Origin of the sequence: Massilibacteroides vaginae (genome assembly GCF_900178525.1) — a bacterium.
GTDB classification, from domain to species: Bacteria; Bacteroidota; Bacteroidia; order Bacteroidales; family Tannerellaceae; genus Massilibacteroides; species Massilibacteroides vaginae.
In genome coordinates this window covers 1,206,514-1,221,523 of record NZ_FXDJ01000009.1, presented here as the reverse complement: position 1 = coordinate 1,221,523, position 15,010 = coordinate 1,206,514, and the positions used below count along the sequence as shown (strand labels likewise).

Genomic DNA, 15,010 nt, shown 5'->3' with positions numbered 1-15,010 from the left:
TTTAAAGATGAAAGAGAACGACTGGAAAAGTAGGCTTGGAGTTATGTACTCAACTAATCCGGAATTCCAATACAATACGGGAGAAGAGGAAGAAGCCGATACACTTCCCAAGGATAAACAACTTCTGCGGGTTTCGTTAGACAAGCGAAATCGCGGTGGAAAGGTGGTTACACTCATTACCGGATTCACCGGAACATCAGCTGATCTTACCACTTTAGGCAAACTTCTGAAGGTGAAATGTGGCGTAGGTGGCTCGGCTAAAGATGGCGAAATCATTGTACAGGGTGATTTACGTAAAAAAGTACTCGATATTCTGCAAAAAGAAGGGTATATTAAGAGCCGAATAATTTAATGCTTTATGCTAACTGTTTACAGGGCATCTGCCGGTGCCGGAAAAACTCATAAACTTACCGGTGAGTATCTGAAGTTGCTTTTTACTCATCCCATCGCTTATCGTCGTATTCTTGCGGTGACCTTTACAAACAAAGCCACAGACGAAATGAAAAGCCGGATCGTCGAAGAACTTTATTTGCTGGCATCCGGACAAAATTCCTCTTTTGTAGATCAACTAAGCACCACTCATCAGCTTTCTGAAAAAGAGGTTCGAAAGCAAGCCAAACGTATTCTTATACGAATTCTGCATGATTATGCGGCTTTCAACATCAGTACGATAGACCGATTTTTTCAACAAACCATGCGCGCTTTCACCCGTGAGATAGGATTACAGGGTGGGTACGGCATCGAGATGGATCAAACCCTTGTATTAACAGAAGCGGTAGACAATCTTTTAGCCGATTTAGAAAAACCGGACAATAAAGAGTTGCTTAACTGGCTGCTCCGTTTTGCGGAAGATAAAATAGAAAATGGTGGCGAGTGGGATCTGCGCAAAGATATCCGGGCTTTAGGGAAGGAGATATTTAAAGAAAACTACAAGGCACTCAGTGCTGATGTCGCGAAGGATCTGGAAGATAAACAAGCGCTGGAAAAATATAAAGAGGAGCTGATAAAAATTGTTCGTTCCGTTGAAGCCGAAGTAAAGGCATTAGGAGAAAAGGGCCTTTCACTGATCGACCAGTATGGATTACAGCCTACTGACTTCAAAGGAGGAAGCCGTTCGTCTATGCTTATTCTCCAAAAACTGGCGAATGGAGAAATGAAAGAACCTACGGCCACCTTCAATAGTTTCGCGGATAATACGGAAGGTTGTTATACAAAAACTACTTCTGTTGCCACACAACAGATCATTGCTTGTGTAATGGATAACGGTCTGAACGAATGTATCAAAGCCATAATAGCACGCTTCGCCAATCTTACTGCATACCATACCGCAAAAGAGATTATTCGTTATTATTATACATTAGGAATCTTAACGGATATATCCGGTCAGATCGCCAAGTATAGAGAAGAGAAAAACATCCTTTTAATCGCGGATACTACCGAATTATTGAATAAGATCATTGCCGGTAGTGATACACCCTTTATCTACGAAAAGACGGGAACACGGATAGATCACTACATGATAGATGAATTTCAGGACACCAGCAAAATGCAGTGGGATAATTTCCGTCCGTTGTTAAAAGAAAGTCTGGCACAAGCTTACAACAACCTGATAGTTGGTGATGTAAAGCAGAGCATCTATCGTTTTCGAAATTCCGACTGGACACTTTTAGATAGCCAGGTGCAGCAGGATTTTTCTTCCGCGCAGTTGCAGGAAGAAACACTCAAAGATAATTGGAGAAGCTGCCGGCATATTGTTGATTTCAACAATGCTTTCTTTTCGGCAACCCCTACCCTGCTGCAAAATCAATACAATGAACAGTTGCGATCTTCATCGATCTCCGAACCGGAACAGGCGGCGTTTACTTCACGCATTAACAAGGCATACGAAGACAGTACTCAGCTAACTCCTGATGCGCTTGCCAAACAAACCGGACATGTACAGATCTCTTTCCTCCCGCAAGATGCCGATACCAACTGGAAAGAAGATGCCCTACAAAAACTACCTGAAACAATCGAGCGATTACAGGATAGCGGCTACCAATTGAAAGACATAGCCATTTTAGTACGCACCAATCTGGAAGGAGCTTCTGTAGCAGACCTTTTGCTGAATCAGAAAGAAGCATACACCGGCACAAAGTACAAATACGATATCATTTCAGACGATGCGTTGTTTGTAGGCAGTTCGCCCGCTGTACGCTTTATTATAGCGATACTGAAACATCTGAAGAATCAGGAAGACCGAACCAATCGACAAATGGCATTATTCTCTTATGTGGCATTACTCGGCAGCTTTGACGAAACGGTTTCTTCCTTTTCCGATGAGACCAATCAGGCATTACAACAACTGTCAAGACTCTCGCTTTATGAAATGACCGAAGGTATATATCGGTTATTCGTCGATAAGTTTCCCGAAAATGAGCAGGTCTTTATCCAGGCATTCTTGGATATGGTGTTGGAGTTTTCGCAAAAAGAAAACGCGGATACGGGACGTTTCCTGAAATGGTGGGACGAAGCAGGCCATAAAAAAACAATCACGACACCGAATGATCAGGATGCGATCCGGATTATGACTATTCATAAATCAAAAGGACTCGGCTTTAAGGCGGTGATCATACCTTTCGGAGACTGGGAGATTGATCATAAGCCCTCCAAATCCGTAATTCTCTGGTGCCGTCCTGAAAGTGCTCCTTTTGATCATCTGCACTTAGTGCCTGTACGCTACGGACAAATATTGGCGAATACGTATTTTGCCAAAGATTATTTCAAAGAGAAATTACACGCTTTCATCGACAATCTGAATACGCTTTATGTGGCTTTTACGCGCGCAAAAGAAGAACTGATCGTCTTTGCCCCACGTCCTAAGAAAATAGATAAATCCGGAGCCGGATTAACCCGTGCCACCGGCATCGCTGAATTATTGTGGATGGGATTATACACCGAGCCGGTTAACGAAGTAAGTTCGACGTTGAGCTTGCCTGACGTTTTCCTGCCCGAAGAAAACCGATTTGAGTTGGGCAACTGGTATAAAACGCCACAAAAGGAAACTCCTGCTAATATCATAGAATTGCCGGCGAGCAAGTTTCATTCTGTTTCCTCTCAGGAACGTTTACATCTACGTTTGAGAGGTAAGAATTTATTCTTTGACGACAAACAAAGAAAGCTGGGAGCTGTGATGCACGACATGCTTAGTCTGATCTATACAACCGATGATATCCCCTCGGCAGTGGAAAACGCACTTTTATCCGGAGTGATCACACAAGAAGAAGCGACAGACCTGAATGAGCGACTTTTCAATTACCTTACAGAGCCGAAAGTCAGCGCGTGGTATGACGGATCATTTCAAGTTTTAAACGAAACAGACATCCTCTTTGCCAAAGGCTATTCCAAACGACCGGATCGGGTTATGTTTCAAAACGGAGAAGTGGTGATTGTAGATTACAAATTCGGAGGAAAAGAAGAAACTAAATACCACAAACAAGTGAAAGACTATATGGATTTGATCCGACAAATAGGCTATAAACAAGTGAGCGGTTATATCTGGTATATGGAGTTAAACAAATTAGAACAAGTGAATGCGTGATATAATTTTTTATATTCCATAAAATTAGATACTTTTGCGCATTCTATAATAGGATTAAAGAAAGTGTAAGCACTCAGCAATTTAAAGGAATGAAAGTACATAGAGAAGGAACAGGATTATTATTGTCTTTATTTACAATTCTTTTTATTATAAATCTTGCCATTTATCACACAATTGGCGAAGGGATTTTGTTTTATTCCACATTTTGTATCTCCACTATATTGTTTTTACTTGTCCTCAACTTTTTCCGAAGTCCTTACCGACGATTCCCCTATGACTCCGAAGGGCTTGTAATTGCGCCGGCAGACGGCACAATCGTAGCAATAGAAGAAGTGATGGAGAATGAAATCCTCAATGAAAAGAGACTCCAGATCTCCATATTCATGTCTGTTTTTAATGTACACGCCAATTGGTTTCCGGTAAACGGAACAGTAAAGCACGTATCCCATAACTCAGGACGCTTTATGGCCGCTTATCTGCCCAAGAGCAGTACAGAAAACGAACGATCGGCCGTGGTTATCACTACTCGCGGAGGTGTAGACGTATTAGCCCGACAAATTGCCGGAGCTATGGCACGACGAATCGTTACTTACGCGAAAGTAGGAGAAAAATGCAATGTAAACGAACAGATGGGCTTCATTAAGTTCGGCTCTCGTGTAGATATTTATCTGCCGATAGGCACGGAGGTTTTAATAGAAATGGACCAGAAAGTAACCGGCAATCAAACTCCCATTGCCCGCCTTGGGAAATGTAGTTACCACCAATAAATTATTCCGAAATGAATATAACCAAGTATATCCCGAATACGATAACCTCTCTCAGTTTAGTATGTGGTTGTATCTCCTGTGTAATGGCATTAGATGGCTATATACTCTATGCTACTCTCTGGATTATCGCGGCAGCAATCCTCGATTTCTTTGATGGATTCGCGGCTCGCTTATTCCACGCCTTCTCTCCGATAGGGAAAGATTTAGACTCATTGGCGGATATGGTTGGCTTTGGCGTTGCACCGGGAATGATTCTTTTCTGCTTATTAAGTCAGGCGGCACCCTCTTTGCCATTAGGTACACTGAACATTTATGTGCCGTTTCTTGCATTTGTGATCCCTGTTTTCTCTGCACTCCGACTGGCAAAGTTTAATATCGACACCAGACAGTCTACGTCTTTTATCGGACTTCCCGTTCCTGCTCATGCCCTTTTTCTGGCTTCCGCAGCCTATTCCGTGCAACCGGTAATACAAAACAGCCCACAACTATTTGTGGTTATCGCGATTGTAGTATTCTGCACCACCTCTTTTCTATTAGTATCAGAGATACCGATGTTTTCGTTAAAAATTAAATCGCTTGGTTGGAAAGGCAACGAACTTCGTTATATCCTTATCGCTTGTTCGGCCGGATTTATTCTTGCATTCGGACTTCTCGGACTGGCGGGTTCTATCCTCTTATATATAATCTTGTCTATTTTTAACAAAAAGTGATCAGTAAGATTGCTTATATTTGTGAGTCTAACTATTTCATAAAAAGAATTTAACGTCTATGTTTAAGTTTATATTTGTCATGTTCTTCTTTTTCCTGTTACTCCTTTTCCTATTGGGGTTCTCTGTGATACGCACATTCAAGAATATCTTATTTGGAAAAGGAAGCAGCACGCAAAAAGGCGGACAAAGACGTCAAACTTCTTCTTCAAGCCGTCAACAATCTTCCTACAGAACCCAGCAACAAGAACAAACCACCCCTCGCAAAAAAATCATCGGAGATGACGAAGGCGAATACGTGGATTACGAAGAGGTAAAAGAGACCTCCAAATAAACATAGTAATGTCTTTAAAAACATAAAGGTTATTTTTCGAAAAATAAAGGATATATTTTGAAAAATAACCTTTATGTTTTTCAGCCCTTTTAAACCATTGATTTTCAAAGCCTAAAAAAATACATTTTTAGAATTGCCATCCCCTTGTTTTTAACGGAAAAACAGTATCTTGCATCCAAGTTTATCACTGATTTGCAATGCTTATGAAAAAATGTAGCGTGTTATTCTTTATCTTATATTGGAGCCTGATTAATTCTTTTGAGATAAAAATGGAACAGAATCCCGAAGATTTTCCATTAACGCTTTCCCTACTTTTCTAATGAGGTTTTATTTTACAAATATCTTGTGTGTTTTGCGATGGGTTACAGCAATAGTTTCACCGCCTCTTCCGAAAAAAAGAGGTCATTTCTTCAGCACATTCGGCTTCCATTACTCCGCTTTTGATTACTGCTTTCGGATGCATTGCCTGAGGTGCGTATCTAGCAAAACCTCGTTTCTCGTCGGAAGCACCGTAGATAATCGCACCAACTTGTGCCCAGCCTATCGCACCGGCACACATAACGCAGGGTTCTACCGTTACATAGAGGCGGCAGTCTGATAAGTATTTTGCTCCCAACACACCTGTGGCGGCAGTAATAGCCAGCATTTCGGCATGAGCCGTCGGGTCATTTAATCTTTCCGTCTGGTTATGGGCACGGGCAATGATTCGGTCGTTACACACAACAACAGCGCCTACCGGAACTTCTCCTTCTTCCGCAGCATAACGAGCTTCGATCAGGGCTTGTTTCATGAAATAATCATCGTTCAGTAGGCTCATCGTCTCATTTCTATTTCTTTAAACAATGTGGGATAGTCTTCGTCTAAAGTTCGAAGTATGTGGGAAAGAATTGTTTCGCGATACCAACGCGATTTGTTCTGGATTTTGTACTTATGCAAATAGCGCTCTACCGCCTTATACTCTTCGTCATTGAGCATAAAAGCCACCTTATGTACCCGGGGTTGGTTGGGTAGTGCTTGCGATTTTTTACGAGCCGGTTTCATTCCTATGCAAATGTACACGCGTTCAGCTAAATAAAAAAGAATTTGGCTATATTTGTGCAAACCAACAATCATGGCAGAACATAACGAAACAGGGAAAGAAGGAGAAATCGAGGCTTGTGCCTGGCTGAACAGAAACGGTTATCGAATTCTGCAAACCAACTGGAGATGGCATCACTACGAACTGGATATTATTGCGATGCAAGAAGATGAACTGGTTGTTATTGAGGTAAAAACACGATCTGCAAACTACCTGCTTCCACCGGAAAAAGCCGTTACAAAAAGTAAGATAAAACGTATTGTATCCGCTACAGACGCCTACATTCGCTATAAAAACCTGACTGTTGATGTTCGGTTTGATGTTATAATCGTGATTAAGGCGAAAAACGGACACCGAATCGATCATATCGAAGACGCGTTTTATGCTCCGGTAAATTATTAAAAACCCAAGTCAAATGAATATTGAAGAAGTTCGTACGTATTGCTTAAATCTGAAAAACACATCAGAGCATTTCCCGTTTGATGATGTTTCCTTGGTTTTTAAGGTAGAGAACAAGATGTTTCTCTTACTCCCTCTTGATGCAGAAGAGCCTAAAATTTCCGTAAAGTGCAATCCTGATTTTACGGAAGAACTCAGAGACCGGTATAATGCCGTAGAAGGCGCGTACCACTTCAATAAAAAATACTGGAACTCCATTTATCTCGACCGTGATATGCCGGATCACGAGATAAAGAAATGGATAGACCATTCATTCCGTGAAGTTATTGCGAAACTACCTAAAAAAACCAGAGAGCAATATGCGGAATAATGCTCAGCCTCTACCTCCTGAAGTAATACGGGTGGCGAACACCGTATCAACAAACAGTTATATCCGGGATTTACTGAAAAAGCAACCGTTACCGGAAGGTAGCATTGTAATCGCAGATTTTCAAACCGCGGGCAGAGGTCAGACCGGTAATTCCTGGGAATCGGAAAACGGAAAGAACCTGACATTCAGTATCGTGATTTACCCCGAAACCATAGCTGCCAACGAACAATTCCTGATCTCTCAGGTTGCCGCGCTAAGTGTCAAAAAAGTATTAAACGAGTATACCGGGCATATCCGGGTAAAATGGCCCAATGATATCTATTGGAACGACCGTAAAATCTGTGGCATGTTAATCGAAAATGACCTTGCCGGAAGTTCGATTTACTGCTCCGTTTGCGGCATAGGCATCAACATTAATCAAAAGGAATTCGTTAGCAACGCTCCCAATCCGGTATCTCTCACACAAATTACCGGACAGGAATATGACCTGCAAGAGGTGCTTACCCGTTTTCGTCATCATTTCTATCAGCTTTATCTGGAATTGCTTCAAGATAAAAAAGAATCCATACGCCGTCAATACAAAAACGCGCTCTATCGAGGGGAAGGATTCCACCCCTATACGGATGAAAACGGAACGTTCGACGCTGAAATAAAAGACATCGAACCGACGGGCCATTTAATCCTCCGCCTCATCGATGGAGAAACAAGGCGTTATGCCTTTAAAGAAGTTGCCATAAAATGACACAGCCTGATTTTCTCCCGAAAAACAGACTGCTGATATGTTAGGAATGCGGTTTTGGCTATTGATTTGTATGTGTGCCTATTTATATAGCAAAAATACACCCGTTAAATTACAATGGAACAACATTCATTATACAGTATCACGAACTTATATTACATTTGTAAAACACTCAAACAGTTAAAACAATGACCAGTTACAAAAGAATACTGCTGAAGCTTAGCGGAGAATCCCTGATGGGAGGAAAACAATACGGAATCGATGAAAACAGATTAAATGAATACGCAACGCAGATCCGCGAGATAGCCGAAATGGGCGTACAGATAGGCATAGTAATCGGAGGAGGTAATATTTTTCGTGGACTCAGTGGCACATCAAAAGGTTTTGACCGTGTAAAAGGAGATCAGATGGGTATGCTTGCTACGGTTATCAACAGTCTGGCACTTAGCTCGGCCCTAACCGCACAAGGAGTAAAAGCGAAAGTACTGACCGCCATCAGGATGGAACCTATCGGAGAGTATTACAACAAATGGAGAGCGATTGAACTACTCGAACAAGGCAATGTAGTGATCATGTCTTGCGGTACAGGAAACCCCTTCTTTACAACAGACACAGGTTCTTCACTCAGAGGAATCGAGATCGAAGCCGACGTTATGCTAAAAGGCACCCGCGTTGATGGAATCTATACAGCCGATCCCGAAAAAGACCCGACAGCCACAAAGTTTAAAGAAATAACGTATGACGAAATATACACCCGTGGCCTGAAAGTAATGGACCTTACAGCAACCACAATGTGCAAAGAAAACAACCTCCCCATCATCGTTTTCGACATGGACACCAACGGCAACCTGAAGAAGGTGATGAGTGGAGAAGATATCGGAACATTGGTTCACAATTAACACACAAGGCTAAAACACCATGCCTTTACGCCTTATTGTTGCCATATTAGTTAGTATTTCTCTGTTTTTGGGATGTTCTCAAAATATAGAGAAGAAGAAATACAAAATCGGACTATCCCAGTGTATGTTGGATGATGCCTGGAGGCAAGCCATGCTCAAAGAGGCCTATATTGAAGCTCTTAACTATGATTCGATAGAAATCATAGTTAAGGATGCCAATAGCGATAACGACCGACAGATAGCTCAAATCAGAGAACTGATTAAGATGGACGTAGATGTTTTGATAATTTCCCCATTCCAATCCGCCCCAATTACACCTGTCGCCGAAGAGGCTTACAAAGCAGGAATACCTACAATTATTACCGACAGAAAAATTAATTCCGAACTTTACACAACTTTTGTTGGAGCAGATAATTATGCGATTGGACATGCTGCAGGAAAATATGCAATCAATCAACTTCCTCCAAACGCAAGGATTTTGGAGATATGGGGGCTGGCAAAATCATCACCTGCACAAGAACGTCATCAAGGCTTTATTGACGCGTTAATTTCAAGAAGTGACCTTAGATTTTCTAAAATTGAAGCTGACTGGCTCTATAAAAAAGCAAAAGAACGGCTTGACGAGCAATACATTCCAGATGATATTGATTTTGTTTATTCCCACAATGACATGATGGCTATTGCCGCACGGGAATATTTTATAAAATACGCACCTGAAAAGGCAAACAGCTTACAGATTATTGGCGTTGATGCTGTTCCTGGTGCTGGATTGGAAGCAGTAGCGGACGGGAGAATAGATGCCTCGTTTACCTACCCTACAGCAGGTGAAGAAGTAATTCGTACAGCTATAAAAATACTGAATGGCGAAGAAATAGAGAAAGAAATTAAGCTTCGTAGCGTACAGATTGGAAAGAATAATGCCGAAACACTTTTAATACAGGCAGAGCAACTTTTGAATTATCAAAGAAGAATAGAAAACCAACGTATCATTACAGAATCATTGATTAGTCGATTTAATTTCCTCCGCAACTCTTTTTCTATCATTAGTTTATTAATGTTAGGCTTTGTACTTCTTTCTATATATATATATTTCATTAATAGGAAGATGAAAAAGACAAACCAAATCTTAGTAGAAATCAATCGTAAAGAAGAAGAGCAACGTAAAAAACTCATAGAATTAAACGCCGAAATAGAAAATGTGACTGCTCAAAAATTACAGTTTTTCACAAACGTGTCACATGAGGTGAGAACCCCACTTACTCTAATCTTAGACCCACTTGATAAACTTACGCGGCTAATGCATGATTCACCCTATTTTTCAGATCTACAACTAATGCAAAAAAATGCGAATCGTTTGTTACGAGTTATCAATCAGATATTAGATTTCCGTAAAGTAGAGCGCAATCAGGAAGCATTAAATATTCGGCATATGGATATTGTCTCTCTTGCTGGAGAAGTAAAATCTTATTTTGAGAGTGTTGCCAGTCTACGCAATATTCAATACGCATTTCATACAAACACTAAAAATTGCTTATTATGGTTTGATACAGATATGATTGAAAAAGTATTGGTAAATCTGGTTTCAAACGCATTCAAATTCACTCCTCAAAATGGTCAGATAGACGTTTCAATCAGAGAATTAGAAAAAACGGTTGAAATTGAAATAAAAGATAACGGACAAGGTATTGATCCTCAAATTAAACCGTTTATATTTGATCGTTTTTATACTCAAGGCCAACAGACAGGAACAGGAATTGGTTTACATCTGGTAAAAGAATACATTCAATTACATAAAGGAGCTATCCGGGTAGACAGCAACTGGGGAAAAGGTTCATCTTTCATTTTCTCCTTATCAAAAGGAAAAGCACATTTCGCCGAAGAAGTAATTAATGAGTTCCCGGCTTCACCCCTCGCCTACGACGCATCTGTTTTAGATGACTCGGAAGAGAAAGCATTATTAGAATTAAATTATGATTACACAATTTTAATTGTGGAAGATGATGAAGAAGTAAGAATTTACCTGAATAATAATCTTAAAGAAAACTTTAATATACTTGTTGCTACTAATGGAAAAGAAGCGCTTGAGATTATACAAAAACATGAAATTTCACTAGTATTGAGCGATGTAATGATGCCTGAAATGAACGGGTTTGAACTTTGTCGATTAATCAAATCAGACATATCTTGTTCACATATCCCTGTTATACTACTAACCGCACTGTCTGATAGTCGTCAACGAAATTTCGGCTTATCCTTAGGGGCAGACGATTATATTCAGAAGCCATTCCAGATAACGCATATTAAAATCAAAATCATTCGCCAACTACAAGAAAGAGAACGTATGAGAACAGCGTTATTAAACAAACTACAACAAGGTAGCTTACTGTTAATAGCTCCGGATAAAACTGAAAATATAGATGATCTATTCCTTAACCGATTCATCGGTTTACTTGAAAACATTTACACAGATCCTGATTTCAACATTGAAAAAGCTAGCACGGAACTTGGTCTTTCACGCGGACATCTATCACGAAAAATAAAAGAGCTTACAGGAATCACCCCTGTAGAGTTTTTGCGTAATTTTAGGTTAACCAAAGCCACAATACTACTAAAACAGCAACAACTTTCAATAAGTGAGATTACCTATCAAACAGGGTTCTCCTCTCCTGCTTATTTTACAAAATGTTTTCGCGCTGTTTATGGAGTTACACCTTCAGACTACAAATAACACAATGAGTTAATCATGAGTTAATATGTAAATTTAATCTGCATTTACATACAAATAACGTTTTCTTAAAAGTTCCTCAACGTATTTTTGCATTCGAATCAATATGACAAATGTAACTTTTACGTAACAAATCTTACAACAGCCACAATTCTTGTCTTACATGCTACAAAAGTAATAGCTTCAATCCCTTTTGTTATCAGATTTAATTTATCCTCAAGATACTTTTGTCCCTAAATACAATTTTAATATTGTTGAACTTAAAAAATTATTACACATGAAAAACTCACTCTTCTGTAAATGGAGTATATGGTTAGCTTGTTTATTTATATCGCAGGCTCTTTATGCCCAACAGGTATCTATTAAAGGAACCGTGATTTCAGGAACCGATCAATTTCCTGTTATAGGAGCTTCAGTTGTTGAGAAAGGTACAGCCAATGGAACCATCACAGATATGGATGGTAGCTTTTCTTTAAATGTTTCTAATGGCGCTACAGTTAGTATAAGTTATATTGGTTTTGTCACACAAAATCTTATTGCTACTGTATCTAAAACAATGCAAATTGTATTAGTAGAAGATGTATTAAATCTGGAAGGAGTAGTTGTAACGGGCTATTCTACACAGAGAAAAGCAGATCTCACGGGTTCTGTATCTGTTGTGAAAGTTGAGGATATTAAAACCGTTAATAATAGCAATGCCATGCAATCATTACAAGGGAGAGTAGCAGGTGTGCATATTAGAAATACCGGTAATCCTACAGGAGATGTAGATGTAAAAGTACGTGGTGTTTCCACATTGGGAAATAGTAAACCTTTATATATTATTGATGGGGTTCCAAGCACACGTTCAATGAATGAGATCGCAACTTCGGATATTGAATCGATCCAAGTATTAAAAGATGCTTCTGCGGCAAGTATTTATGGTTCACGTGCAGCCAATGGTGTTATCATTGTGACCACAAAGAAGGGAAAAACAGGAGGAACCAATATAGAGTTCCGAACTTCACTAACAGCATCTCAATGGCAACGTTCTATTAATCTTCTTAATTCTGAACAGCGCGGGCAAGCTCAATGGTTGGCTGCAATGACTGATGGCAGTGATCCTAATTATGGCAATTATACTTTTGATTGGCATACAAACAGTAATGGGCATGCTATATTAGACAAGGTTAACTTACCGCAATATTTGTATGTTGGCGGTGTGGCTACAATGGAAGCCGCGGATACAGACTGGGTTAAAGAAGTTAGCCGTACAGGATTTATCCAAAACTACAATGTAACAGTTACAAATGGAAATGAAAAAGGTAGAATGCTCTTTGCTGCAGATTATTATGGAAATAAAGGAACAATAAAAGGCTCTTACTTTGACCGTATTGTAGCTCGTATTAATAGTGATTACAAATTATTTGACAACCGGGTAACTATTGGGGAAAACTTTTCTATTTCTAAAACCAGACAATCATCATTAGATGCTCCAAATTTATATGACCGCGCACGCGTCATCCAACCATTGGTCCCTATTTACGATATGGAAGGAGGCTGGGGAGGACCTGCCAGCAATATGAGTGACCGTCAAAACCCAATACGCATGATAGAAGATAACAAAGAGAACTATAAAGATGTGGTGCGATTATTTGGCGATATTAATCTAGATGTCGAAATTCTGAAAGGACTACATTTTCGTTCCAAATTAGGTATTGATTATACTGCATACTGGTTCCGAAATATGCAGAAAAGTTATCAATCTGGTTTCTTGTCTGATAAAACAGCACGATTAGATACGCATGCTAATTATGGGGGAAATTGGATATTAAGTAATGTTCTAAATTACAAATTTGATTTAAGCAAGCATAACTTTGATATTTTAGTCGGTCAAGAAATGTTGAAATACAAGTTTGAAGAAATGTCCGCAGGTAGAGATGGGTTTGTACTTGAAACGCCCGACTATATGTATCTTTCTTCTGGTGAAGAAAATTTCCGCAATAATGGAGGTGCAACGTCATACGCTCTTTCTTCTTTTTTTGGAAAAATCAACTATGCATACGACAATAGATATCTTCTCTCTTTCACCCTTAGGCGAGATGGATCCTCTCGATTCGGAGTCAACAATCGTTGGGGAACATTTCCTGCTTTCTCTTTGGGTTGGCGTATTACAGAAGAAGCTTTTTTTGAAGGAGCACGTAGCACTGTCTCGGATTTAAAATTACGTTATGGATGGGGAAAAACAGGAAATCAGGAGATCGACAACTATGCAGCTTATGGTTTGTATGTAGCACGTTATTATACAGACGCGACATGGGGGCGTGACCAAGGTACAGCATATGATATATCCGGAGCTAATCAGGGAACACTCCCATCCGGATTTATACGTACACAACGTCCAAATGAGAATTTAAAATGGGAAGCTACAACACAACATAATGCAGGTATCGATTTTGGATTGTTAGATCAGAAGTTCACCGGTTCGTTAGATTATTTCATAAAAAAAACAGATGATATTCTTGTAAAGCCACCTTACATTGCGACATTAGGTTTTGGGGGAGATAATTATGTCAATGGAGCCAGTATGGAAAACTGGGGGATGGAATTCTCTCTTACTTATAATCAAAAAATTGGAGAAGTAGATTTAACTTTAACAGGGAATATAGCAAGTTATCGAAACAAAATCACCAAACTTCCGGAAGATGTAATAAACTCTTATCCCGGCAACGGAAATGATCAAACTATTTTAGGCCATCCTTGGAAATCTCTTTTCGGATATGTAACCGATGGACTTTTTCAATCACAAGACGAACTGGACAATCATGCAGAACAAGCCGGTAAAGGTCTAGGACGTATCCGTTATAAAGATTTAAATAAAGATGGGAAAATAAATGATGAAGACCGTACTTGGTTAGGTGTTGAAGATCCTGATTTTCTGTATGGGCTAAATATCACAGCTTCATATAAAAACTTTGACATCTCTATGTTTTTTCATGGACAAAGTGGCTCAAAAACATATAACAATCAGAAGGAGTTTACTGACTTTTTCGGTTTTTTCGGAGGACAAAATTACGGAACACGTTTACTTGATGGATGGAGACCTGATAACACAAATACAAGTATTCCTGCTGTTTCTAGTAGTGACGTAAATAACGAGCAACGCAGATCTGATTATTTTATAGAGAATACTTCATTCCTGAAAATGGGGAATTTCGAGATAGGCTATCGTTTACCTAAAGACATTCTTAAAGTGGCGCGTATACAAAATGCGCGTATATATGCTTCAGGACAAAACTTATTTACAATCAAAAAAGGATGGGGTAATGATTCGTTTACAGGAGTAGATCCTGAAACACCGAATTTTGCTTATCCGGTTCCTCGTTCTTTTACAGTCGGTCTTAATGTTTCTTTCTGATTAATTTGTTAATAG

The 15,010-nt window shown here is 39.7% G+C and carries 13 protein-coding genes; 11 read left to right on the top strand and 2 right to left on the bottom strand.

The features are described from left to right. Nucleotides 1-7 precede the first annotated feature (7 nt). From B9Y81_RS13495 to B9Y81_RS13475, 5 genes are all read left to right on the top strand, one after another. Nucleotides 8-352 (top strand): translation initiation factor, encoded by a 345-nt coding sequence (locus B9Y81_RS13495; protein ID WP_085537432.1) that lies wholly within the window; start codon nt 8-10, stop codon nt 350-352. Nucleotides 353-358: 6 nt separating this feature from the next. Continuing rightward, entirely contained in the window at nt 359-3,580 is a 3,222-nt protein-coding gene (locus B9Y81_RS13490) for a UvrD-helicase domain-containing protein (protein WP_085537431.1), read from the top strand. Between the two features lie 89 nt (nt 3,581-3,669). Continuing rightward, nucleotides 3,670-4,347, top strand: a complete 678-nt coding sequence (locus B9Y81_RS13485) for a phosphatidylserine decarboxylase family protein (protein WP_085537430.1) — start codon at nt 3,670-3,672, stop codon at nt 4,345-4,347. 11 nt (nt 4,348-4,358) lie between these two features. Beyond that, nucleotides 4,359-5,057: a CDP-diacylglycerol--serine O-phosphatidyltransferase gene (gene pssA / locus B9Y81_RS13480; protein ID WP_085537429.1), complete on the top strand. Its 699-nt coding sequence runs from the start codon at nt 4,359-4,361 to the stop codon at nt 5,055-5,057. Nucleotides 5,058-5,115: 58 nt separating this feature from the next. Further along, the gene (locus tag B9Y81_RS13475) at nt 5,116-5,388 is read left to right on the top strand and encodes a DUF4834 family protein (RefSeq protein ID WP_085537428.1); all 273 of its coding nucleotides are present in this window, start codon (nt 5,116-5,118) and stop codon (nt 5,386-5,388) included. Nucleotides 5,389-5,764: 376 nt separating this feature from the next. On the opposite strand, the gene B9Y81_RS13470 is transcribed toward B9Y81_RS13475, so the two are convergent. Further along, nucleotides 5,765-6,205: a nucleoside deaminase gene (locus tag B9Y81_RS13470; RefSeq protein ID WP_085537427.1), complete on the bottom strand. Its 441-nt coding sequence runs from the start codon at nt 6,203-6,205 to the stop codon at nt 5,765-5,767. Continuing rightward, nucleotides 6,202-6,429 (bottom strand): hypothetical protein, encoded by a 228-nt coding sequence (locus tag B9Y81_RS13465; protein ID WP_085537426.1) that lies wholly within the window; start codon nt 6,427-6,429, stop codon nt 6,202-6,204. Before B9Y81_RS13465 ends, B9Y81_RS13470 begins: the two co-directional genes overlap by 4 nt. A gap of 70 nt (nt 6,430-6,499) precedes the next feature. Here B9Y81_RS13465 and B9Y81_RS13460 point away from each other — a divergent pair, with 70 nt between their 5' ends. From B9Y81_RS13460 to B9Y81_RS13435, 6 genes are all read left to right on the top strand, one after another. Beyond that, nucleotides 6,500-6,868: a YraN family protein gene (locus tag B9Y81_RS13460; RefSeq protein ID WP_085537425.1), complete on the top strand. Its 369-nt coding sequence runs from the start codon at nt 6,500-6,502 to the stop codon at nt 6,866-6,868. Nucleotides 6,869-6,881: 13 nt separating this feature from the next. Beyond that, nucleotides 6,882-7,235, top strand: coding sequence for an MmcQ/YjbR family DNA-binding protein (locus tag B9Y81_RS13455; RefSeq protein ID WP_085537424.1), 354 nt, complete (start codon nt 6,882-6,884; stop codon nt 7,233-7,235). Next, nucleotides 7,225-7,977, top strand: coding sequence for a biotin--[acetyl-CoA-carboxylase] ligase (locus B9Y81_RS13450; protein WP_085537423.1), 753 nt, complete (start codon nt 7,225-7,227; stop codon nt 7,975-7,977). Before B9Y81_RS13455 ends, B9Y81_RS13450 begins: the two co-directional genes overlap by 11 nt. A gap of 185 nt (nt 7,978-8,162) precedes the next feature. Next, nucleotides 8,163-8,873, top strand: a complete 711-nt coding sequence (pyrH, locus tag B9Y81_RS13445) for a UMP kinase (RefSeq protein WP_085537422.1) — start codon at nt 8,163-8,165, stop codon at nt 8,871-8,873. 19 nt (nt 8,874-8,892) lie between these two features. Then, nucleotides 8,893-11,601 carry a hybrid sensor histidine kinase/response regulator transcription factor gene (locus tag B9Y81_RS13440; RefSeq protein WP_085537421.1) on the top strand — a complete coding sequence of 903 codons (2,709 nt, stop codon included), beginning with the start codon at nt 8,893-8,895 and terminating at the stop codon, nt 11,599-11,601. A gap of 274 nt (nt 11,602-11,875) precedes the next feature. Then, nucleotides 11,876-14,995 carry a SusC/RagA family TonB-linked outer membrane protein gene (locus B9Y81_RS13435; RefSeq protein WP_085537420.1) on the top strand — a complete coding sequence of 1,040 codons (3,120 nt, stop codon included), beginning with the start codon at nt 11,876-11,878 and terminating at the stop codon, nt 14,993-14,995. The last annotated feature ends 15 nt before the right edge of the window (nt 14,996-15,010 follow it).

What these genes read in the sequence shown, in the direction of transcription:
- B9Y81_RS13495 (WP_085537432.1), top strand. Translation starts at nt 8, where the DNA reads ATGAAAGAGAACGACTGGAAAAGTAGGCTTGGAGTTATGTACTCAACT.
- B9Y81_RS13490 (WP_085537431.1), top strand. Translation starts at nt 359, where the DNA reads ATGCTAACTGTTTACAGGGCATCTGCCGGTGCCGGAAAAACTCATAAA.
- B9Y81_RS13485 (WP_085537430.1), top strand. Translation starts at nt 3,670, where the DNA reads ATGAAAGTACATAGAGAAGGAACAGGATTATTATTGTCTTTATTTACA.
- pssA (WP_085537429.1), top strand. Translation starts at nt 4,359, where the DNA reads ATGAATATAACCAAGTATATCCCGAATACGATAACCTCTCTCAGTTTA.
- B9Y81_RS13475 (WP_085537428.1), top strand. Translation starts at nt 5,116, where the DNA reads ATGTTTAAGTTTATATTTGTCATGTTCTTCTTTTTCCTGTTACTCCTT.
- B9Y81_RS13470 (WP_085537427.1), bottom strand. Translation starts at nt 6,205, where the DNA reads ATGAGCCTACTGAACGATGATTATTTCATGAAACAAGCCCTGATCGAA.
- B9Y81_RS13465 (WP_085537426.1), bottom strand. Translation starts at nt 6,429, where the DNA reads ATGAAACCGGCTCGTAAAAAATCGCAAGCACTACCCAACCAACCCCGG.
- B9Y81_RS13460 (WP_085537425.1), top strand. Translation starts at nt 6,500, where the DNA reads ATGGCAGAACATAACGAAACAGGGAAAGAAGGAGAAATCGAGGCTTGT.
- B9Y81_RS13455 (WP_085537424.1), top strand. Translation starts at nt 6,882, where the DNA reads ATGAATATTGAAGAAGTTCGTACGTATTGCTTAAATCTGAAAAACACA.
- B9Y81_RS13450 (WP_085537423.1), top strand. Translation starts at nt 7,225, where the DNA reads ATGCGGAATAATGCTCAGCCTCTACCTCCTGAAGTAATACGGGTGGCG.
- pyrH (WP_085537422.1), top strand. Translation starts at nt 8,163, where the DNA reads ATGACCAGTTACAAAAGAATACTGCTGAAGCTTAGCGGAGAATCCCTG.
- B9Y81_RS13440 (WP_085537421.1), top strand. Translation starts at nt 8,893, where the DNA reads ATGCCTTTACGCCTTATTGTTGCCATATTAGTTAGTATTTCTCTGTTT.
- B9Y81_RS13435 (WP_085537420.1), top strand. Translation starts at nt 11,876, where the DNA reads ATGAAAAACTCACTCTTCTGTAAATGGAGTATATGGTTAGCTTGTTTA.